Raw genomic sequence first — 19,534 nt, forward strand, 5'->3', positions numbered from 1 at the left:
TCGCTGAGCCTTCGCCATGGCATCGCTGCTGTTTGTCACCCATCCTGAAGTCGTCGTCGATCCGGCGGTGCCGATCGAACGCTGGCAGTTGAGCCATAAGGGCATCGAGCGGATACGAGCGTTCTCGCGTTCGTCAGTGTGCGCCGACGTTCGCACGGTGTGGGCCAGCGGCGAGACGAAGGCGATCGAAGCGGCTGGTATCTTGGCCGGGGCTCTGGGTCTCGGCATCCAGGTCTCGAAAGATCTCGGCGAGAACGACCGGAGCGCGACCGGCTTTCTCCCGCCGGCTGAGTTCGAAGCGGTCGCCGACGCCTTCTTCGCGAATCCGAACACCAGCATCCATGGTTGGGAGCGGGCGATCGATGCGCAGACGCGCGTCCGGCAGGCGGTGCTTCGAATCCTGGCCCAGCATGGAGAAGGTGACGTGGCAGTGGTTTCCCATGGAGCCGTCGGCACGCTGCTGTTCTGCGCGCTTTCGGGCCATGCCATATCGAGAACCTTCGATCAGCCCTCCCAGGGACATTGGTGGAAGGCCGTCCTGCCGAGCCTTCGGCCGACGAGCGGCTGGGCTCCGATCGCACCCCGCTGAAGCTTGAGGATGGCTTCGATCGCTATCGAGTCCGACCGCCGCGCCTATCAGGTCGCGGCCATGCCCATTCGTATGAACGAAGAGCGCCGCGCGGAAATTTGCCTGGTGACGTCGCGGAGTACGGGACGCTGGATCATTCCAAAGGGATGGCCCATGAAGGGGCTGCCCGACCCGGAGGCCGCGAGGATCGAGGCGAAGGAGGAAGCCGGGGTCGTCGGGATCGCCTTCCCTGACGACGTAGGTTCCTACACGTACTGGCGTCGAACCCGCATCGACTTCCGGCTCACTCGGGTGGATGTCTATGCGCTAAAGGTAAAGCGGCAGAAGAAGCGTTGGAAGGAGCGGGATCAGCGCACGGTCAGATGGGTGTCCTTGCTCGAAGCAGCTGATTTGGTCCTCGAGCCGGAACTCAGCACGCTTATGCTGAACCTTCCGGCGAATGTGACGGCTTGCGATTTCCTGGGAATCAAGGCGAGCATCAAGTTCTGACTACCGGTGTCGGAGCGGTCGTTCTGCAATGTCTGCTTTGCGAGGACTGCTTCTCGAAAGCGGACAGGCAGGAAACCACCCGGTCGCGCCGGTCGGCGCCAAGGAACTGGACCCCGAAAGCCGACGATCCGCTACCGACCCTACTACGTCATTGGAGCCGTATCTTTGATCCCTCAAAAGCGGACATGTTACTCGCCGCAGATTCCTACCGTGGCGCCGTCTTGACGCGCGAACCACATCCGCAGCACGCCGACGACGCAGGAGAATGCAATACTGAGGGAACTGGCGGAGCTATAGCCGACCGCTCTTGCAACTTTTTGACGTTCCAGCCCCGCATCATGTTCCGGGCTATGTCCATTCGCATTCGCCAGCAGATCGATGGTAAGGGCACGAAGGAGGCCCGGCGGGGCAGCATTATGAGACGATGCTCCAGCTACCGCTCCAAAACCATCCCCCAGACCGGCCTCTCGTCCTGCGCCTCGCTTCAGACGAGCTTCACTAAGGTGACGATGCGCTTCAGGTCACGGATGTGGATGAGGTCGGGGAGGAACGACAGGAGGATCCCTGCATTCTTTGGATCGAACGCAGAGCCGCCGCTCAGCATGCACACGCTCGCCGGTCCGTCGGGATCGCCGTGCCTCGTCTCGTCGTCCAGCTTGGAGACGACGAACTGAATTCCGGGAGCCCCACTGTCGAGGCTCACATGGCGAAGGCGCGTGAGGGTTGCGCGCAAACGAATTCGGTCTCGCCGAATTTGACGGGTGCCCGCCCACAGACGGAAAGAAGCCCCAAACTAGTCGCTCTGTTGAAAGACTGGGAAAGCATTTGCAAGAAAGGGTCGCAACCAAAGAATTGAAAGACACGTCAACGACATATGCCTGTCGCTCCGTCAATTCGGGCTTCCTCACCTGAACTAGAAATCCCTTCCCCTCCGATGGAGCAAAACAGGAACCGCATTCCTCGCCGCTTTGTCTATCGAAGAAATAGACTGTTGGTATTCGAGGGGAAATGCCGTGGCGGATCAGGTCGACGTTCTGGTGATAGGTGGTGGACCGGCGGGGTGCTGGGCCGCATTGACGGCGCTCGAGGCGGGCGCCTCGGTAATGCTGGTGGAGAAGGGTTACGTCGGCACTGGCGGAGCGACCGCCTCGGGCAACACAACCATCATTCACACCGCACGCGGCACCGCTGAGCGCCGCATGTCCGTCGAGCAGCGCGTACGACTTGGACAGGGGCTTGCGGACGCCGAGTTCATCGAACGGGTCCTTGACCGCACGAAGGAGAACCTCGACCGGCTGGCCGGCTGGGGTTACCCCTTTCCGTCCTACGAGGACGGCCGACCCTATCGCGGCATGTTGCGGGGCGTAGACTACCTGCGCTTCATGCGCCAACGCCTGATCAAGGGCGGTGCCGGTCTTCGTGACCAGAGTCCAGCCGACGGGCTTCTCGTTTCCGACGGTGTCGTTTCCGGAGCGACGGGCTACGACCGTCGGACGGGCGAGCGCTGGAAGGTCCGGGCAGGCGCTGTCGTGATCGCGACGGGGGGGTGTGCCTTCCTCAGCGGGGCGCTCGGCACGAACAACCTGACGGGCGACGGCTACCTGATCGGGGCGGAGGTCGGGGCGCACCTCTCAGGCATGGAGTTCTCCTCCCAGTACGGGATTTCGCCGGTCAACTCCGGCGTGACCAAGGGCGTCGTCTACTTCTGGGCGACCTTCTCCGACGCGTCAGGCCGTCAGCTCGATGTCGCCGGCAACCGCCATGGCATCGCGCGGCATCTGTTGGACGGTCCGGTCTACGCCATCCTGGACAAGGCCTCGCCGCGCCTGCGGGAGGGCTTCCGGAAGGGCCAGCCCAACATCTTCGTGCCGTTCGACCGCATGGGCATCGACCCGTTCACCCAGCGCTTCGAGGTCACGATGCGCCACGAGGGCACGGTGCGCGGCACCGGCGGGCTGCTGGCCGGGGACTGCGGGCAAACGACCGTTCCGGGCCTCTATGCGGTCGGAGACGCGAGCTCGCGCGAGCGCATGTCTGGCGCGGTGAGCGGCGGCGGCGGTCCGAACTCCAGCTTTGCCATGGCAACGGGTTCCTGGGCCGGTGAGGCAGCCTCGGCGTTCGCCTCCGGACTCGGCCTCCGGAAGCATTCCCGGGCTGCTGCGCCGGCCCACGACGGCGACAGGGCCGCGAACGGGGACGCCACGCATGTGATCGCAGCGGTCAAGGACCGGATGCAGCCGCTCGAGCGAGGCTTCTTCCGCGACGAAGCAAGCCTGACGCAGAGCGCCGCGACCTTCGAGGCGCTCTGGCGCGACCGTTCCTGGCGGGCCGACGGACGTGCCCGGGAAGCCGAGGCCCTCTTGGCGACAGCCCGTTGGGCGACGGCGGCCGCGCTCGCCCGGAGGGAAAGCCGCGGGCTCCAGCGTCGGACTGACTTTCCCGACGCTGACGCGCGTGGCCCCCGCAGCCTCCGCGCCGGCGGCATCGAGGCCGCCTGGGTATCTGAAACGCCGGAGACAGAACGGAGGCTGGCGTCATGATCGAGCTCGTCAGCCAGGACCGCTGCATCCAGTGCGACATCTGCGTCGCCGCCTGCCCCGACAACGTCTTCGACGCGGTGCCGGACGCCCCGCCCGTGATCGCCCGGCAGGACGACTGCCAGACCTGCTTCCTTTGCGAGCTCTACTGCCCGGCCGACGCCCTCTACGTCTCGCCGCTGACCTACGAGCGTGATGAGGTCTCCGAGGCCGATCTGGCCGCGCGCGGAGTGCTTGGCAGCTTCCGCCGAGAGATGGGTTGGAAGAACGCCAAGCCCCGCGGCACGCGCGACGACCTCAGCTATCGCATCTTCGAAGCCGGCACGATCGTGCCGTGACCCCGCTTCCCTTGTTCCGAAGGATTGAATCCATGCGCCGCATCCTCTCGAGTTTCGTGCTCGCAGCCCTTCTCTCGACCTCCCTCCACGCGGTTGCCTCCGCCGAGGACCTGCCGCAGGTGATCCGCCTCGGCGATGTTGGCTTCGGTTTCGGCACGCCCTTCGGCGTCGGGCTCCAGACGATCGCCGACGCCAAGGGGTTCGTCGCGGACGAGTTCAAGGGCACGCCCGTCAAGCTCGAATGGACCTACTTCACCGGGACCGGGCCGGCGATCAATGAGGCGCTGTCGAACGGCCAACTCGACTTCGCCTCCTATGGCGCGGTGCCCAACATCATCGGTAAGGCCCGCGGCCTGCCGACCCGGATCCTCGCCTCCTACGGCGGCACGACGATCTTCGGCGTCTCGCGTCCGGACCTTGACATCAAGGGCGTCGCCGACCTCAAAGGGCGCAAGGTCGCCATCCAGAAGGCGACGATCATCCACTGGGGGCTGATTTCCGCGTTGAAAGCGGAAGGACTGTCCGAAAAGGACGTGACGATCGTCGATCTGAAGAACGCCGACCAGCTCGCCGCGTTGAGCGCCGGCAGCGTCGATGCCGCCTTCGGCGCGGATTTCCTCCTGCCTCTCGAGGCCAAGGGCTTGGCCAAGGTCTTCTACAAGTCCTCCGACCAGGGCGCGTCCGGCGACGGCTTCGGGGCCTTCCTTGGCACGCAGGACTTCATCGACACATACCCGGAAGCGACCCAGAAGGTCGTCAACGGCCTCGTGCGGGCGGCCGAATGGCTCGGGCACGAGGAGAACCGCGAGGAAGCCTTTCAGATCTGGAGCCGGGCGGGAACGCCGGTCGAGATCATTCGCAAGGCCAACGAGGGGACGGCGCTGCGTGCCAAGTACGATCCGCGCCTCGACGACCTGTTCCGGGCTCGCTACCGGAGCGGTATCGCCTTCGATCGCGAGCAGAAGCTGATCCGTGCGGACGTCGACCTCGACGCATGGGTGGAGTCCCGTTTCCTCGACGCGTCGCTTGCCTCGCTCGATCTCCAGGGCACCTGGCCCGAGCGTGCGGCACCCGCCGCCCTTCAGAACTGAGCCGCCGGGCATGACCCTCCAGATCGAGGCGGCGCCCGGCGTTCGCCGTCGCGAGCCAGGTCGGGCCGGGCTGTGGCGGGCGGCAGGGCTGCTGCCGGTCCCGGCCATCCACTGGGCGCTGACGCTCCTCGGTCCGCTGGCGATCCTCGGGCTCTGGCAGGGGGCGTTCGACCTCGGGCTCATGTCGGCGCAGGTCCTGCCGCCCCCCTCCATGGTGTGGGCAACCCTCGTCGACCTCGCGCGGACGGGCGACCTGTCCGCCAACCTCGCGCTTTCGGCACGTCGCATTCTCTTCGGGCTGGCGATCGGGGCGCCGCTGGGTCTTGCCTTCGGCTTGGCGCTCGCCCGCTCGCGGACACTCGAGGACTATGTCGGACCGACGTTCCGGGCCCTCGCCGCCGTCCCCTCGCTCGGCTGGATCCCGCTTCTGATCCTTGTCCTTGGCATCGAGGAATCCTTGAAGATCGTGATCCTCGCCAAGGCCTGCTTCGTCCCGATCGCGATCGCCGCCATCGAGGGTGGGCGAGCCGTCCCGCACGAGCTTTCGGAGGCGGCCGACGTCATGCGCCTCCGGCCGATGACGCGGTTCCGCCGCCTGACCCTCCCGGCGGCCATGCCGTTCCTGTTCCGCGGACTGCGTCTGTCCGTTGGACAAGCCTTCGTCTCGCTCGTCGTGGTTGAGATGCTCGCCGGCACGGACGGCATCGGCTACCTCATGGTGTGGGGGCGGACCCTGTTCCAGCTCGACCTCGTGATCGCGGGGATGATCGTGGTCGGCGTGACGGGTTTCATCCTCGAACTCCTCCTGCGCCGCACGGAGCGGGGGGTCGCGCGCAGGTATGGTGCCGATGTCTGACATCCTGAGCCCCTCCACCGGCCGAACCTCGCTTCGACGCCTGCGGGGCGCCGCCGTTCCGGCCGCGTTCCTGCTCGCATGGGCAGGTCTGGCGGCGTCCGGCGCCCTCTCTGGCCCGTTGGCAGTCTCGCCTTTCGAGGTCGCGGCGGCCCCGTTCACCGATTCTGACGGTCGACAAGTCTGGCTGGGTCTTGCGGAAAGCCTCGTGCGGGTGGCGATCGGTGGGCTGCTGGGCGGGTTGCTGGGGTTCGCCGTCGGGGCCGCCTGCGGTCTCTCCCGTCTTGCGGAACGCTCGCTCTCGCCCTCGCTTCATGCGTCGCGACAGGTCGCGCTCTTCGCCTGGATCCCGCTCCTGACCGCCTGGTTCGGCAACGGCGAGGCGACCAAGATCGCGTTCACGAGCCTCTCCTGTTTCTTCCCGATCTTCCTCGCGACCGAGCGTGGCATGCACGACGTGGGTCCCCGTCTCGCGGAGGTTGGACAAACTCTCGCGCTGCGCCGTCGGACGCGCTTCCTCAAGCTTGTCCTGCCGTCGGCCCTTCCCTCCATCCGCCTCGGCGTCGAGGTGGCTCTGATCTCGGCCTGGATCGGCACGGTCGGGGCTGAGTACGCGATCGGCAACGGGCGCGGCGTCGGCAGCTTCCTTGCCAGCGCGCGCGACCAGTTCCGCATGGATCTCGTCGCCGTAGGCGTGATCATTCTAGCCGGGGTGGGCGTCGCGCTTCATGCGTTGTCACGCGCCACCTTCGGTTACCTGTTCCCTTGGCTGAAGAACCGCCCATGAACTCGCTTGAACTGCGCGGCGTCGCGAAGGACTACAGCGTGGACGGCGTGCCCGTTCCGGTGCTGCGCGGCGTCGACCTCACCGTCGGAGCGGGCGAGATCGTCGCGATCCTCGGTGCGTCGGGGTGTGGCAAGTCCACCCTCCTGCGGCTGATCGCGGGCCTCGACCGCGACTATGCAGGAAGCGTGCGAGCGGAGGGTCGCGAGGTGACCGGACCGGACACCGACCGCGGCCTCGTGTTCCAAGACCATCGACTGTTTCCCTGGCTCACGGCCGCCGAGAACGTGGATCTCGCTCTCGACAGCCTCTGTCTGGACGCTGCGGCGCGGCAAGAGCGGGTTCGGCACCACCTCGATCTCGTCGGCCTCTCGGACTTCGCGCGGGCCTATCCGCGACAGCTCTCGGGCGGCATGGCGCAGCGAGCGGCGATCGCTCGCGCGCTCGTAACCGAGCCGCGCATCATCCTGATGGACGAGCCGTTCGGAGCGCTCGATTCCTTCCTGCGCATGCGCCTCCAGGAGGAGCTGCTCCGCATCTGGGAGCGCCGCGGCGTCTCGATCGTCATCGTCACGCATGACATCGAAGAGGCCCTGTTCCTGGCAGACCGGGTCGTCGTCATGGATGCGCGGCCCGGACGGGTCGTCGAGACGCTGAGCGTCGACGAGTTCCGCCCGCGCGATCGCAACGGCTCCGGTCTGGTCGAACTGAAGCGCTACCTGCTGTCGCTCCTCGCCGCGAAGCACTGAGGCCGCCCGTCGCCCCTGCGGCATACGAAGTCGAAACGCCCGTGCCCTTGGGGGAAGCGCCCACTTGAAGAGCGTGTTCGGATACGGAACGCGGGCCCACCGAGCGCGATCGGTCACAAACGGCATGGCGACCCGCGCCACCCGAACCAAGGGCCGGAAACGGGAAAACTCTTTCCGCCTCACGGTCGCAAGACAGCACAACTTCCCTTCTCATTCTATAAAATCAGTAGACATTATCATCGAGCCGGCCAGCGGTGAGCGCGGCCTTGCGACACGTTCCGATCCGAAGGAGTTCCATCATGATTCGAAGCCACCTCCCCGTCTTGACCCGCCGCGGCTTCGGCATGATGGCGATGGCCCTCGCACTGGGCTCGTCGACAGCCTTCGCGCAAGGCGCGCCGAAGGCCGGGGGCATGCTCGTTTATCTCGAGCAGCAGCCCCACACGGTGCTCTACCCGCCAGCCGGCGGCTTTTACCCAAACGGCGGCATCCTCAACCAGATCACCGACAAGCTGACCTACCAGAACCCGCAGACGCTGGAGATCGAACCCTGGATCGCGGAACGGTGGGAGATAAACGCCGACTCGACTGAGTACACGTTCCATCTGCGGCCGGGCGTGACCTTCTCCGACGGTACGCCGCTCGACGCCGCCGCGGTGGCTCTGAACTTCGACACGTTCGGCCTCGGCAACAAGGAGCGCAACTTCCCGGTCTCGGAGGTCGTCAACAACTACGAGCGCTCCGAGGTGCTCGATCCGCTGACCGTTCGCTTCCACTTCAAGGCGCCGAGCCCGGGCTTCCTCCAAGGCACGTCCGTGATCGGCTCCGGCCTCGTCGCGCCGGAAACGCTGAAGCGCAACTTCGCCGAGCTCGGCGACGCGCGGCTGATCGTCGGCTCCGGGCCCTTCGTCGTGGAGAGCGAGACGCTTGGCACCGAACTGAACCTGAAGGCTCGCGAGGACTACAACTGGGGGCCTGCCAAGCTCGCGCACCAGGGCCGCCCCTATCTCGACGGCATCCGCTACGTGATCGTGCCCGAGGACGGCGTGCGCATCGGCGCCCTCACTTCCGGCCAGGGCGACGTCGTGCGCCAGATCCAGGCCTATGATGAGGACGGACTAACCTCGCAGGGGTTCACCATCGCCGCGCCGTCAACACGCGGCGTCAACAATTCCATCGTCTTCCGGCCCGACAACCCGCTCGTGGCCGACGTGAAGGTTCGCCAAGCACTCCTGCACGGCACCGACACCAAGGCCATCGTCCAGACGCTGTTTTCCAAGAACTACCCCGTCGCGACGTCGGTGATCGCGTCGAGCGCGCTCGGCTATGTCGACCTTTCCGACAGGCTCGGCTTCGACGCAGCAAGGGCGGGCAGCCTCCTCGACGAGGCCGGCTGGACGGTCGGCCCGTCGGGCTTGCGCGAGAAGGACGGGGAGCGGCTGGAACTGACCGCCTACGAATCCTTGCCGCAGCCGCAGAACAAGGCAGCGCTCCAGCTCGTCGCCCAGCAATGGGCCACGCTCGGCGTCAAGCTGAACGTTTTGGGTGGCGACGCGGGCTCGGCGGTCGCCGACAATCTCGACCCGGCCAAGACCCCCGTCTCGCCCGCGATGGTCGGGCGCGCCGACCCGGATGTGCTGAAGAGCCAGTACTATCCCAAGAACCGCAACGTCCTCCTCCAGACGGGCGGCGTCAGCGACAAGGTGAAGAGCTTCCGCGACGACAAGTTGAATGGCCTGCTCGAAGGGATCACCGCCGAGACCGATCCGGAAAAGCGCCTCGCGCTTGCCGAGGACGTCCAGCGCTACGTCGTGGACCAAGCCTATGCCATCCCGATCTTCGAGGAGCCGCAGGTCTACGGTGCGGCGCCGTACGTGAAGGGCCTCGCCTTCGAGGCCGTCGGCCGGCCGAGCTTCTACAGCGTCTGGCTCGACAAATGAGGGGCCGGCTCGTCCTCGGCCGCCTGGCACAGGCGGGCTTCGTCCTTTGGGCGGCCTTCACGGTCTCCTTCGTGCTCCTCCAGCTTATGCCGGGCGATGCGGTGCTGATCCGCTTCGTCGGCGGCGACATGGGGCTGAGCCCGGAGGCGGTCGCCAACATCCGCGCCTTCTATGGCGCGGACGATCCGGTCTGGACCCAATACCTCAACACGCTCGTCGGCTTCCTCCAGGGCGACTTCGGCTTCTCGATCGCGTCGGGCGCCTCGGTTGCGGGCGAGATCGCGGCCAACCTGCCCGCGACGCTCTGGCTCTCTGGCCTCGCCTTCGCCGCTGCGGTGGTGCTGGCGCTCGGCGTCACGCTCCTCGCGACGCTGACGCCCTTCCACTTCCTACGGGAGGCCTTTGCCGCACTACCCGGGCTTCTCGTATCGATCCCGGTCTTCTGGCTCGGTATCGTGCTCGTCCAGATCGTATCGTTCCGGCTCGGGCTCGTGTCGGTGATCGCGCCGGGGCCCTGGGAACGACTGATCCTGCCCGTCGCGGCGATCGCGGTTCCCATATCCGCGCCCATCGCACAGGTGCTCCTGCGCAATCTCGACGCCCTGTCGACACAGGGATTCGTGGCGGTCGCACGCGCCAAGGGCGCGACGCGGCCACAGGTTCTCCTGCGCCACACGCTGCGCAACGCGCTCCTTCCGGTGCTGACGATCGCCGGTCTCCTGTTCGGCGAGCTCCTGGCGGGCGCGGTCGTGACGGAGACCGTGTTCGGTCTCAACGGCATTGGGCGCCTCGCCGAGCGGTCGGTCCGCAATCAGGACGCCGCCGTGCTTCAGGCCATCGTCGTGATCGCGGCGCTCGGCTTCGTCCTCGTCAACTTGCTGGTGGACCTTCTCTATCCGCTCGTCGACCCCCGCCTGCGCCGCCCGCCCGAGGCGGCGGCATGAGCACCGTGTCCTCGCTCGCGCCGCTCGGGCAAACGGAGCAGCGGTCCCGTCGGCTCCGTTTCCCTCGCCGGCTCCCTGTAGCCCTCGCGCTTTCGGTCGTCGTTCTGATCCTCGCCGTGCTCTTCGCGCTCGCCCCCTCACTCGTCAGCGGCCACAGCGCGGTGACGGGCATCGCGGGCGCGCAGCTCAAGGCTCCCTCAGCCGCGCACTGGTTCGGGACCGACGAGCTCGGCCGCGACGTCTTCGCCCGGATCGTCCACGGCGCGCGCTACTCGCTGTCGGGCGCGGCGATCGCGGTCGGCGTCGGCCTCACCCTCGGCACGCTGATCGGGCTCCTCGCCGGCGCGGTCAGTGGACGGACGGACAGCGCCCTCATGCGGCTCGTCGACGTGATGCTGGCGATCCCGACCCTCCTCCTGTCGCTGGCGCTCATCATCATCCTCGGCTTCGGACACGTGCAGGTGGCCATCGCCGTCGGCATCACGTCGGTGGCGAGCTTCGCGCGCCTCGTGCGCTCCGAGGTGATGACCGTGCGGCGGTCGGACTACGTGGAGGCCGCCTTCGGCTCGGGCGGAACCTTCGCTGCCGTGCTCTGGCGCCACGTCCTGCCGAACTCGATGACCACGGTCCTCGCCTATGCCGCGCTCCAGCTCGGCTGGGCGATCCTCCAGATCTCCGCGCTCGGTTTCCTCGGCTACGGCGCGCCGCCGCCGACCCCCGAATGGGGCCTGATGATCGCGGAGGGGCGCAACTACATGGCCCGCGCCTGGTGGCTCACCGTCTTCCCGGGCCTTGCCACCATCGTCGTCGTGCTCGCCGCCAACCGCGTCGGCCGGGCCCTTTCGGGAGGCAGCCGATGAACGCGCCCCTTCTCCGGGTCGAAGGCCTGCGCGTCGCCTATGATGGGCGGACGGTCGTCGGGGGCATCGACCTCACGGTCCGGCCGGGCGAAGTCGTGGCGCTGGTCGGCGAGTCCGGCTCCGGCAAAACGACGACCGCGCAATCGATCATCGGTCTCCTGCCCGGCAACGGGCGGGTCGAGGCCGGCCGCATCCTGATCGGCGGCGAGGACGTCTCGGGCTGGTCGGACCGCCGTCTTTCGGCCCTTCGCGGCTGGGTGGTCAGCCTGATTCCCCAGGACCCCGGCTCCTCGCTCGACCCCGTGCAGACGATCGGCACGCAGCTTGGGGAGGTCTTCCGCCTCCACGGGCACCGCGACCGCCGTGCGATCCGTGCGGAAAGCCTCGCCCTTCTGGAACGGGTCGGCCTGCCCGATCCCGAGCTGCGGATCGGACAGTATCCGCACGAACTCTCCGGCGGCATGAAGCAGCGCGTGCTGATCGCGATCGCGCTCGCGCTCAAACCCCGACTCGTCATCGCCGACGAGCCGACCTCGGCCCTCGACGTGACGGTCCAGCGCCGCATCCTCGACCTGATCGACGCTCTGCGCCGCGAACACGGGACCGCCGTTCTCCTGGTGACGCACGACCTCGCCGTCGCCGCCAACAGGGCCGACCGCATCGTCGTGATGCGTAGCGGGCGGATCGTTGAGGAAGGCGAAGCGGGCGAGCTCCTCGCGGCCCCGTGTGAGAGCTACACCCAGCGTCTCCTCGCCGACGCGCCGGCCTTCGCCGCGCCGACGCGCCGCACTACCGCCCCGTTGGACGCACCGCCGATCATCTCGGTCGAGGGGCTGGCCCAGGACTTTCCCACCGGGCGGGGACTGTTCCGCGCCGTCGACGGCATCGGCTTCCACGTCGCGCCCGGCACGACCCATGCGCTCGTGGGCGAGTCCGGCTCGGGCAAGACTACGACCGGGCGCGCCGTGCTGGGCCTCCTGCGCCCGACCGCCGGCCGCATCACGGTTGGCGGCCGAGACGTCGCCGCGCTGAAGGGGGCGGACCTGCGCGCTTTCCGCCGCACGATCCAGCTCGTCTACCAGAACCCCTTCGCCTCGCTCGATCCGCGCCAAAGCGTGCGCGAGATCGTCGAGGAGCCGCTCCTCAACTTTGAACCGGTCGCGCGCGAGGAGCGCCGCCGCCGCGTGGACGCCATGCTCGAGCGCGTCCATCTGCCCGCAGACTCTGCGGCGCGGCGCCCCGCGGCCCTGTCCGGCGGCCAGCGCCAGCGCGTGGCGATCGCGCGCGCCCTGATCCTCCAGCCGCGCATTCTTGTGCTCGACGAGGCGGTGTCGGCGCTCGACGTCACCGTCCAGGCGCAGATCCTGCGGCTTCTAGACGAACTCCAGCGCGATCTCGGGCTCACCTACCTCTTCATCTCGCACGACCTCGCCGTCGTCCGGGCCATCGCCGACACTGTCAGCGTGCTCAAGGCGGGACGCGTCGTCGAGGCGGGCCGCGTCGAGGAGGTGTTCCAGCGCCCGACAGCCGTCTACACGCGCGAGCTGATCGACGCCATTCCCGGACGCGGCCGCCCCGTCCGACGCCACGAGGCCTCCCCCGCATGACCAAACGCATCGGCTTTTTCACCCGCATCCTCGACGACGCCGAGCCGGCCGATCGCTACCGGCTGGCCCGCGAGCAGATTGTTCATGCCGAGCGCCTCGGCTTCGACACGGCCTGGATCGCCCAGCATCACTTCAACCGCGACGAGGGCGGGCAGCCCTCGCCCTTCGTCTTCCTCGCCAACGTCGCCGCCGTCACCACCCGCATCCGCCTCGGCACTGGCATCGTGACACTGCCGCTGGACGAGCCCGTCCGCGTCGCCGAGGACGCCGCCGTGCTCGACGCCCTGTCGGGCGGCCGGCTAGAACTCGGCCTGGGCTCGGGCGGAACCGCCTCCTCCTTCGCTGCCTTCGACCTCGACAGCGCGGAGCGCCGGCTCATCTTCGGCCGCAAGGTCGAGACGCTGCGCCGGGCCCTGCGCGGCGAGACGCTGGGCGGCGACAACCGCCTCTACCCATCGGCCGGTGACCTCGACCGGCGCGTCTGGCAGGCAACCTTCTCGGTGCCGGGCGGGGCGCGCGCGGGCGAGGCCGGCGACGGGCTACTCCTGTCGCGCACGCAGCCGCGCCCGGAAGGGCAGCCGGATCTGCCGCTCGCGGAGCTTCAGCTTCCCATCGTCGAAGCCTATCACGCCGCGCTCCCCGCCGGCGCCGCGCCGCGTATCCTCGCCTCGCGCAGCGTCTTCGTCGCCGACCGGCGCGACGACGCCCGGCGTCTCGCAGAGACCGGCCTGCGACGCGTCGCCGCCCACTTCGCGGCGCAGGGACATGTCCTTCTCGGCGACAGCCTGGACGATCTCCTGCGAACCTTCGACAGCCATGTCGGAACGCCCGACGAGGTGGCCGAGAGCCTGTCGCGCGACGGCACGCTCGAGCATGCGACCGAGGTCTCGGTGCAGGTCCATTCGATCGACCCGCCGCACGCCTTCATCCTGCGCTCGATCGAACTCTTCGCGACCGAGGTCGCCCCCGCCCTCGGCTGGCGCACCTCTCCCCGCCCGGCGCTCGCCCGCGCCGTCTGATACTCGACCTTAGGAGACGTCCATGAGCGAACCAACCCGCGACATCATCGACGCTTTGGCCGGCATCCGCGCCGGCTCGGCCCTCGATGCCGTGCGCGCCAAGCGATCCACCGCCCGCGACAACGCGCAGCGCGCCTACGAGCTTCTGCTCCATCCTACGGCGCCCGGAGACGTCGACCTCGACGAGCGCCGCGCCGTCGCCGCCTTCGTGGCGCTCCTCCACCGGGACGAGGCGATCGCGCGCCATTACGTCGATCTTCTCGACGGGCAGGACATGAGATGCGCGGTCGAGGCGGAGGCGCGGGAGGCGGCTGTCGAGGGGCCCTACGGCAGCTACCCGCCGGGGCCGCTCAGCGGCGAGGACACGGTGGGGCCGCTCTACCGTGTCGGCGAAGAGGCCCACGCCCAGCTCGGCGCCCGTCTCGCCGCGGCTCTGGAGCACGCCCACCTCCTCGTCTTCCACCCGCGCGACACCAAGAGCGAGGCGCTCGGCCGGCTCGTGGCCGCCGGCTGGAGCGCGGACGGGATCGTCACCCTGTCGCAGCTCGTCTCCTTCCTCGCCTTCCAGATCCGCGCGGCGATCGGCCTGCGCGCGCTTGCCCAAGCCGGAGAAGCCGCATGAACGCGCCCGTCGCCGCCCCCGGGACCTCTGTCCTCCTCAGCCACCCGGACAACCGCGAGCCCGACCGCTTCACGCAGGACGAGCTGAACTGGCTGCCGGCCCTCACCCCTCTCGCCATAGAAGAGTTGACCGATCGGCACTACGAGGGTCTGACCGAGAAGAGCCGCGCCCAGTCGCCCTACTTCCGGCTTCTCGCCCGCGACCCAGAGGTGCTGGGTGCCCGAACCCGCACCGACAAGGACATCTTCTACAACGCGGAGGGAGGCCTGCCCCGCGCCGAGCGGGAACTCGCAGCGACCGCCGTCTCGCGCGTCAACGGCTGCATCTTCTGCGCCTCCGTCCACGCCCGCTTCGCCACCCGTCATTCCGGCCGCGGCGAGGACATCGACCGACTGTTGAAGGACGGCGTGTCCGCTGATCTCGGGTCCCGCTGGAATGCCGTCACGGCGGCGGCCGAGCGCCTGACGCGTACGCCGACGGCTTTCGGAGCGGACGATGTACGAAACCTGCGGGAGAACGGACTGCGGGACGACGAGGTCGCCGATCTCGTCTTCGCGAGCGCCTTCTTCAACTGGGCCAATCGGCTGATGCTTTCGCTCGGCGAGCCCGAGGGAAAGGGCGAGGCCGACTAGAGGTCACCGGGCTCGGGACGGCGCTCCGGTCCGATCGCCTTCCGCATCGGGTTCCGCACACAGCAAAGCACTTGAAACGAACAATCTACTACCGCCCGCATCCGAGCAATTTTTTGTCTACTAAAACTGTGTACTGAATGCTCAACTCTTCGCATTCCCGATGCGTGGAGGCTCGCATGCCCAAGACCGAATCGAACACCGTCGCCCTCGGCACCAAGGCGCCGGACTTCTCGCTGCCCGGCCCCGGCGTGCACGAGGTGGCGCTGTCCGACTTCGCCGACAGCCCGGCGCTTCTCGTGGCCTTCATCTCGAACCGCTGTCCGTTCGTCGTGCTCCTGCGCGAAGAGCTCGCGGCCTTTGCCCGCGACTACGCCGACAGGGGCCTCGCCGTGATCGCCATCAACTCCAACGACGCCACGGCACACCCCGAGGAGACGCTGGAGCGGATCGAGGCCGAGGTGCGCGAGCAGGGCTACGGCTTCCCCTATCTCAAGGACGCCTCCCAGGAAGTGGCCAAGGCCTACGACGCCGCCTGCACGCCGGACTTCTTCCTCTTCGACGCCGAGCGCCGGCTCGCTTATCACGGCCAGTTCGACGACGCGCGCCCCGGGAACGGCAAGCCAGTGACGGGCGCGGACCTGCGCGCGGCCGTGGACGCCGTCCTCGCCGGCCAGGCCCCCGACGCGGCGCAGACGCCTTCGATCGGCTGCAACATCAAGTGGACCGAGGGCAACGCGCCCGCCGCCGTGTCCGCAGCGGCCTGACCTTCGAAGAACAAAAGGCGCGACGCATGGCTTCCAGCCGTAAGGACCGATCACTGCCGGAGGGCGAGCGCCTCGCCTGCGACGTCCTCGTCGTGGGCGGCGGTCCCGCCGCAGCTTGGGCGGCCCTCTCGGCGGCCGAGGCCGGCGCGAGCGTCGTGCTGGCGGACAAGGGCTATTTCGGGACCAGCGGCGCGACCGCGCCTTCCAACACGGGCACGTGGTGCGTGCCGCCCGGAGATGGGCGGCAGGCCGCCGTCGATGCGCGCTGGAAGCGAACGGCGGGGCTCGGTGACCGGCGCTGGATGCTGCGCTGCGTCGACCAGAGCTTCGAGAACCTGACGCGTCTTCGCGAATGGGGCTACCCGTTCCCGAGCGACGACGGCGGCAATCTCTACGTCGCCAACCTGCGCGGGCCGGACTACATGCGCTTCATGCGCGGCCAGGTGGCCAAGCGCGGCGTGCGCATCCTCGACCATCACCCGATCCTCGAACTTCTCGGCGACGGCCATGCGGTGGCGGGAGCTGCCGGCCTGTCTCGCCGCACCGGGGCGAGTTTCGAGGTGCGGGCGGGCGCGGTGGTCCTTGCAAGCGGCGGCTGCGCCTATTTCGAACGCATCCTCGGCGGCACGGGCCTGACCGGCGACGGCCACCTCTTCGCAGCCGAAGCGGGCGCCAACCTCTCGGGGCTCGAGTTCACGGGCAAATACACACTTGCCCCGCGAGGCTCCTCCCTCAACAAGGGGCTCCCCTTCCGCTGGGCGAGCTTCTACCGACCCGACGGCACCCCGTTGATGGGACCCGACGGCGAACCTGTCACCAACGGCATCGGCGCCGCCGAGCGTCTGATCGCGGAAGCCCTCAGGAAAGGCGACGTCCTCGCGCGTCTCGACCTTGCCGACGACACGATCCAGGACGCGCTGCGGCGTGGCCAGCCCAATTGCTTCACGCCCTACGAGCGGATGGGCATCGACCCGTTCCACGACCTGTTCCCGGTGGAACTGAAGTTCGAGGGCACGGTGCGCGGCACCGGTGGCATCCGCATCGCTTCGTCGGACTGCTCGGTCGGCCTTCCCGGCCTCTTCGTGGCGGGTGATGCTGCGAGCCGCGAGAACGTCACCGGCGGCGTGTCGGGCGGTGGCGCAGTCAACGCCTCCTGGGCCATGGCCAGCGGGTGGTGGGCGGGGCGGGGCGCGAGCCTTGCCGCGCGGCGGACCGCAGCGCAGGCCGAGCGTCGCCTCGTGCCGCTCGGCGGCGCCGGGCTTCGGCCGACTGGCGAGGCACGTCTGGTTGATCTCGATCGCGCGGCCACGCTCGTTCGCGCCGAGATCGCCCCTCTCGGCCGCAACTATCAGCGCGACGCCGCGGCGCTCGCTCTGGGTCGTCGGAATGTCGAAGCCGTCTGGGGCGAGATCGCCGCCCATCTGCGGGCCGACGGCACGGCGCGCCTTGCCGCCCGCGAACTCGCCTCCGTCACGGCCGTCACCCGCTGGACGCTGGCGGCAGCCGAACTTCGCACCGAAAGCCGCGGTGCCCATCGCCGAAGCGACCATCCCGAGACCGACCCCGCAATGGCGCGTCGGATCGTCGTCAGCGGGCTCGGCGAGGTCCGGGCCGAATGGGACGCGAGCGCCGAAACCCTTCTGGAAGGAGCCGCGTCGTGATCGAAGTCGTGTCCGAGGACCGCTGCATCCGCTGCGGCATCTGCGAGCGCATCTGCCCCGCCTTCGTCTTCGACCGGGACGCGTCGGGCCTGCCGGTCATCGCCCGGCAGGACGACTGTCAGACCTGCTACCTCTGCGAGATCTACTGCCCGACCGACGCGCTGTTCGTCGCCGAGCGCGCCGACGGTCCGACCAGCATCACGGCAGCCGAGGTCGAGGACCGCGGCCTCTTCGGTGTCTATGCCCGTGCGCTCGGCTGGAGCCGTGGGCGCGCCGGTGGCGCCGACCAGGACCCCACCCATCGCCTGCGCGCGGCGCAGAACTGACCCTTCGAAGGAACATCCCATGGACCGCATCGACGTCAGCGACCTGCGCAAGACATTCCAGCTCAAGCCCGGGCAGAGCGTGACCGTCGACGGACGTCGGAGCGACCGCGTCGACGTCCTCGGCGGCGTCGACCTCGCGATCCGCAAGGGCGAGTTCATCACGCTGGTCGGCCCGTCGGGCAGTGGCAAGTCGGTGCTGCTCGACGTGATAGCCGGACTCACCGAGGCGTCCTCCGGCGTCGCACGGATCGACGGCAAGCCCGTCACGCGGCCGCATGCGGGGACCGCCTACGTCTTCCAGCAGTACGCACTCTTCCCTTGGCGCACCGCGATCGAGAACATCGAATACGCCATGGAGGTGCGGGGCGTCTGCCGCCGTGAGCGTCAGGACCGGGCGCGCGGGCTCCTCGACCTGTTCGGTCTCGGCGGGTTCGGGGACCGTTATCCCGCCCAGCTTTCGGGCGGCATGCAGCAGCGCGTGGCGATCGCCCGGGCGCTCGCCAACGATCCGGAAGTGCTCCTGATGGACGAGCCCTTCGCCGCCCTCGACGCCCAGACGCGCGACATCCTCCAGACCGAACTCCTGCGCATCTGGGAGACGATCAAGACCACCGTCGTGTTCGTCACCCATTCCATCGACGAGGCGATTTTCCTGGCCGACCGGATCGTGGTCATGACCGCACGACCGGCGCGCGTGAAGGAGATCATCGACATCGACCTGCCGCGCCCGCGCGACATCGAGCTGCGCAACGGCGACGACTTCAACCGCTACCGCGCCCGCGTCTGGGAGGCGTTGCGCGACGAGGTGCGCAAGGCGCAAGGGGACTGGTCCCTCGCCGCGCGGCTCGCGCACTGAAAGGACCCGAGCCCATGACCCTCGTCTCGCCTAAGCCCGTCTTTGCGCCTTTCGTGGGCACGCGCCTGCGCTTTGCGCCCGTCACCTCCCGCCTGCGCCGCGCTGCGACGAGCGTGGGCCTCGGCCTGCCCGCGCTCCTCGCCTTCGCGCTCCTGTGGGAGGCCGCGCCGCGCCTTAGCTGGATCAACGCGCTGTTCTTCCCGCCGCTGAGCCAGGTCCTCGCCGCGCTCTGGGACATGATCGCGAGCGGCACCATCGCCGAGCACATCGGGATCAGCCTCCAGCGCGCCGCGCTCGGCTTCCTGCTGGCGGTGGTCGTGGCCGTGCCGCTCGGCCTCGTCATGGGCCGCTACACCCTGTTAGAGCGGATGAGCGACTTCCTGGTCCAGACGCTTCGCAACACCTCGCAGTTCGCATTGATGCCCGTGTTCATCCTGGTGCTGGGGATCGGCGAGGCGTCGAAGATCGCCATCACCTTCTACGCCGCAGTCTTCTTCCTTCTCGTCAACACGATCGTCGGCGTAAAGTCGGTGGATCCGCTGCTCCTGAAGGCCGCGCGCTCCATGGGCACGTCCGACTGGGACCTCTTCAAGAAGGTGATCCTGCCGTCGGCCGTACCCTCCATCGTCGCTGGCGCGCGGCTTGGCGTGAAGACCTCGCTCTTCTCGGTGATCGCCGCAGAGATGCTGGCGGCCCAGTCCGGCATAGGGTTCCTGATCCAGCACTCCTCGTTGATGCTGGAGACCGACCGGATGTATGCCGGCATCCTGACGCTCACCGTCACCGGCCTCGTCCTGAACTACCTCCTCGTCGCTCTCGAAGCGCGCGCCACGCGCTGGAAGGCCAGCGAGGGCGTCGGCCCGGCGTAACACC

General features: G+C 68.3%; 21 protein-coding genes. 20 read left to right on the plus strand and 1 reads right to left on the minus strand.

All coding sequences use genetic code 11. The annotated features are described in order from the left end of the window. Positions 1–16: 16 nt before the first annotated feature. Together ACLNGM_RS00600 and ACLNGM_RS00605 are read left to right on the plus strand one after the other, a co-directional pair. Positions 17–589 carry a histidine phosphatase family protein gene (locus tag ACLNGM_RS00600; RefSeq protein WP_090966623.1) on the plus strand — a complete coding sequence of 191 codons (573 nt, stop codon included), beginning with the start codon at positions 17–19 and terminating at the stop codon, positions 587–589. Positions 590–598: 9 nt separating this feature from the next. Next, positions 599–1,078, plus strand: a complete 480-nt coding sequence (locus ACLNGM_RS00605; protein WP_416356750.1) for an NUDIX hydrolase — start codon at positions 599–601, stop codon at positions 1,076–1,078. 484 nt (positions 1,079–1,562) lie between these two features. Here the strand turns inward: ACLNGM_RS00605 and ACLNGM_RS00610 are convergent, their stop codons facing one another. Then, positions 1,563–1,811, minus strand: a complete 249-nt coding sequence (locus tag ACLNGM_RS00610) for a hypothetical protein (protein WP_416356751.1) — start codon at positions 1,809–1,811, stop codon at positions 1,563–1,565. Between the two features lie 280 nt (positions 1,812–2,091). On the opposite strand from ACLNGM_RS00610, the gene ACLNGM_RS00615 reads away from it, so the two are divergent. From ACLNGM_RS00615 to ACLNGM_RS00700, 18 genes are all read left to right on the plus strand, one after another. Further along, on the plus strand, positions 2,092–3,618 hold the full coding sequence (locus ACLNGM_RS00615; RefSeq protein ID WP_416356752.1) for an FAD-dependent oxidoreductase: 1,527 nt from the start codon (positions 2,092–2,094) through the stop codon (positions 3,616–3,618). Beyond that, a complete protein-coding gene (locus ACLNGM_RS00620; RefSeq protein WP_416356753.1) occupies positions 3,615–3,953 on the plus strand; it encodes a 4Fe-4S dicluster-binding protein in 339 nt (112 codons plus the stop codon). The genes ACLNGM_RS00615 and ACLNGM_RS00620 overlap by 4 nt, the downstream gene beginning before the upstream one ends. A 32-nt stretch (positions 3,954–3,985) precedes the next feature. After that, positions 3,986–5,044: an ABC transporter substrate-binding protein gene (locus ACLNGM_RS00625; RefSeq protein ID WP_416356754.1), complete on the plus strand. Its 1,059-nt coding sequence runs from the start codon at positions 3,986–3,988 to the stop codon at positions 5,042–5,044. Positions 5,045–5,054: 10 nt separating this feature from the next. Next, positions 5,055–5,900, plus strand: coding sequence for an ABC transporter permease (locus tag ACLNGM_RS00630; protein WP_416356755.1), 846 nt, complete (start codon positions 5,055–5,057; stop codon positions 5,898–5,900). Then, positions 5,893–6,684: an ABC transporter permease gene (locus ACLNGM_RS00635; protein ID WP_416356756.1), complete on the plus strand. Its 792-nt coding sequence runs from the start codon at positions 5,893–5,895 to the stop codon at positions 6,682–6,684. Before ACLNGM_RS00630 ends, ACLNGM_RS00635 begins: the two co-directional genes overlap by 8 nt. Next, the gene (locus ACLNGM_RS00640) at positions 6,681–7,430 is read left to right on the plus strand and encodes an ABC transporter ATP-binding protein (protein ID WP_416356757.1); all 750 of its coding nucleotides are present in this window, start codon (positions 6,681–6,683) and stop codon (positions 7,428–7,430) included. The genes ACLNGM_RS00635 and ACLNGM_RS00640 overlap by 4 nt, the downstream gene beginning before the upstream one ends. Positions 7,431–7,729: 299 nt before the next feature. After that, entirely contained in the window at positions 7,730–9,370 is a 1,641-nt protein-coding gene (locus ACLNGM_RS00645) for a TIGR04028 family ABC transporter substrate-binding protein (RefSeq protein ID WP_416356758.1), read from the plus strand. Beyond that, a complete protein-coding gene (locus ACLNGM_RS00650; RefSeq protein ID WP_416356759.1) occupies positions 9,367–10,314 on the plus strand; it encodes an ABC transporter permease in 948 nt (315 codons plus the stop codon). The genes ACLNGM_RS00645 and ACLNGM_RS00650 overlap by 4 nt, the downstream gene beginning before the upstream one ends. After that, positions 10,311–11,174, plus strand: coding sequence for an ABC transporter permease (locus tag ACLNGM_RS00655; RefSeq protein WP_416356760.1), 864 nt, complete (start codon positions 10,311–10,313; stop codon positions 11,172–11,174). The genes ACLNGM_RS00650 and ACLNGM_RS00655 overlap by 4 nt, the downstream gene beginning before the upstream one ends. Next, positions 11,171–12,781 carry a dipeptide ABC transporter ATP-binding protein gene (locus ACLNGM_RS00660; RefSeq protein ID WP_416356761.1) on the plus strand — a complete coding sequence of 537 codons (1,611 nt, stop codon included), beginning with the start codon at positions 11,171–11,173 and terminating at the stop codon, positions 12,779–12,781. Before ACLNGM_RS00655 ends, ACLNGM_RS00660 begins: the two co-directional genes overlap by 4 nt. After that, positions 12,778–13,800: a putative FMN-dependent luciferase-like monooxygenase gene (locus ACLNGM_RS00665; RefSeq protein WP_416356762.1), complete on the plus strand. Its 1,023-nt coding sequence runs from the start codon at positions 12,778–12,780 to the stop codon at positions 13,798–13,800. The genes ACLNGM_RS00660 and ACLNGM_RS00665 overlap by 4 nt, the downstream gene beginning before the upstream one ends. 22 nt (positions 13,801–13,822) lie before the next feature. Next, on the plus strand, positions 13,823–14,422 hold the full coding sequence (locus ACLNGM_RS00670; protein ID WP_416356763.1) for a CMD domain protein: 600 nt from the start codon (positions 13,823–13,825) through the stop codon (positions 14,420–14,422). After that, entirely contained in the window at positions 14,419–15,054 is a 636-nt protein-coding gene (locus ACLNGM_RS00675) for an alkylhydroperoxidase domain protein (RefSeq protein ID WP_416356764.1), read from the plus strand. Before ACLNGM_RS00670 ends, ACLNGM_RS00675 begins: the two co-directional genes overlap by 4 nt. A gap of 176 nt (positions 15,055–15,230) precedes the next feature. Next, entirely contained in the window at positions 15,231–15,818 is a 588-nt protein-coding gene (locus ACLNGM_RS00680; RefSeq protein ID WP_416356765.1) for a thioredoxin family protein, read from the plus strand. 26 nt (positions 15,819–15,844) lie between these two features. Next, entirely contained in the window at positions 15,845–17,479 is a 1,635-nt protein-coding gene (locus ACLNGM_RS00685; RefSeq protein WP_416356766.1) for an FAD-binding protein, read from the plus strand. Further along, positions 17,476–17,805 (plus strand): 4Fe-4S binding protein, encoded by a 330-nt coding sequence (locus ACLNGM_RS00690; RefSeq protein ID WP_416356767.1) that lies wholly within the window; start codon positions 17,476–17,478, stop codon positions 17,803–17,805. Before ACLNGM_RS00685 ends, ACLNGM_RS00690 begins: the two co-directional genes overlap by 4 nt. Before the next feature lie 19 nt (positions 17,806–17,824). Continuing rightward, positions 17,825–18,661, plus strand: coding sequence for an ABC transporter ATP-binding protein (locus ACLNGM_RS00695; protein WP_416356768.1), 837 nt, complete (start codon positions 17,825–17,827; stop codon positions 18,659–18,661). Between the two features lie 14 nt (positions 18,662–18,675). Then, positions 18,676–19,530 carry an ABC transporter permease gene (locus ACLNGM_RS00700; RefSeq protein WP_416356769.1) on the plus strand — a complete coding sequence of 285 codons (855 nt, stop codon included), beginning with the start codon at positions 18,676–18,678 and terminating at the stop codon, positions 19,528–19,530. The last annotated feature ends 4 nt before the right edge of the window (positions 19,531–19,534 follow it).

The organism is Aureimonas phyllosphaerae (assembly GCF_047943035.1).
In the GTDB taxonomy this organism is placed as follows: domain Bacteria; phylum Pseudomonadota; class Alphaproteobacteria; order Rhizobiales; family Rhizobiaceae; genus Aureimonas; species Aureimonas phyllosphaerae.

Excerpts from the sequence above, each read along its gene's own strand:
- ACLNGM_RS00660 (WP_416356761.1), top strand. The coding sequence starts at position 11,171 with ATGAACGCGCCCCTTCTCCGGGTCGAAGGCCTGCGCGTCGCCTATGAT.
- ACLNGM_RS00605 (WP_416356750.1), top strand. The coding sequence starts at position 599 with ATGGCTTCGATCGCTATCGAGTCCGACCGCCGCGCCTATCAGGTCGCG.
- ACLNGM_RS00645 (WP_416356758.1), top strand. The coding sequence starts at position 7,730 with ATGATTCGAAGCCACCTCCCCGTCTTGACCCGCCGCGGCTTCGGCATG.
- ACLNGM_RS00675 (WP_416356764.1), top strand. The coding sequence starts at position 14,419 with ATGAACGCGCCCGTCGCCGCCCCCGGGACCTCTGTCCTCCTCAGCCAC.
- ACLNGM_RS00640 (WP_416356757.1), top strand. The coding sequence starts at position 6,681 with ATGAACTCGCTTGAACTGCGCGGCGTCGCGAAGGACTACAGCGTGGAC.
- ACLNGM_RS00635 (WP_416356756.1), top strand. The coding sequence starts at position 5,893 with ATGTCTGACATCCTGAGCCCCTCCACCGGCCGAACCTCGCTTCGACGC.
- ACLNGM_RS00625 (WP_416356754.1), top strand. The coding sequence starts at position 3,986 with ATGCGCCGCATCCTCTCGAGTTTCGTGCTCGCAGCCCTTCTCTCGACC.
- ACLNGM_RS00600 (WP_090966623.1), top strand. The coding sequence starts at position 17 with ATGGCATCGCTGCTGTTTGTCACCCATCCTGAAGTCGTCGTCGATCCG.
- ACLNGM_RS00630 (WP_416356755.1), top strand. The coding sequence starts at position 5,055 with ATGACCCTCCAGATCGAGGCGGCGCCCGGCGTTCGCCGTCGCGAGCCA.
- ACLNGM_RS00700 (WP_416356769.1), top strand. The coding sequence starts at position 18,676 with ATGACCCTCGTCTCGCCTAAGCCCGTCTTTGCGCCTTTCGTGGGCACG.
- ACLNGM_RS00620 (WP_416356753.1), top strand. The coding sequence starts at position 3,615 with ATGATCGAGCTCGTCAGCCAGGACCGCTGCATCCAGTGCGACATCTGC.
- ACLNGM_RS00695 (WP_416356768.1), top strand. The coding sequence starts at position 17,825 with ATGGACCGCATCGACGTCAGCGACCTGCGCAAGACATTCCAGCTCAAG.
- ACLNGM_RS00685 (WP_416356766.1), top strand. The coding sequence starts at position 15,845 with ATGGCTTCCAGCCGTAAGGACCGATCACTGCCGGAGGGCGAGCGCCTC.
- ACLNGM_RS00680 (WP_416356765.1), top strand. The coding sequence starts at position 15,231 with ATGCCCAAGACCGAATCGAACACCGTCGCCCTCGGCACCAAGGCGCCG.
- ACLNGM_RS00655 (WP_416356760.1), top strand. The coding sequence starts at position 10,311 with ATGAGCACCGTGTCCTCGCTCGCGCCGCTCGGGCAAACGGAGCAGCGG.
- ACLNGM_RS00670 (WP_416356763.1), top strand. The coding sequence starts at position 13,823 with ATGAGCGAACCAACCCGCGACATCATCGACGCTTTGGCCGGCATCCGC.
- ACLNGM_RS00665 (WP_416356762.1), top strand. The coding sequence starts at position 12,778 with ATGACCAAACGCATCGGCTTTTTCACCCGCATCCTCGACGACGCCGAG.
- ACLNGM_RS00650 (WP_416356759.1), top strand. The coding sequence starts at position 9,367 with ATGAGGGGCCGGCTCGTCCTCGGCCGCCTGGCACAGGCGGGCTTCGTC.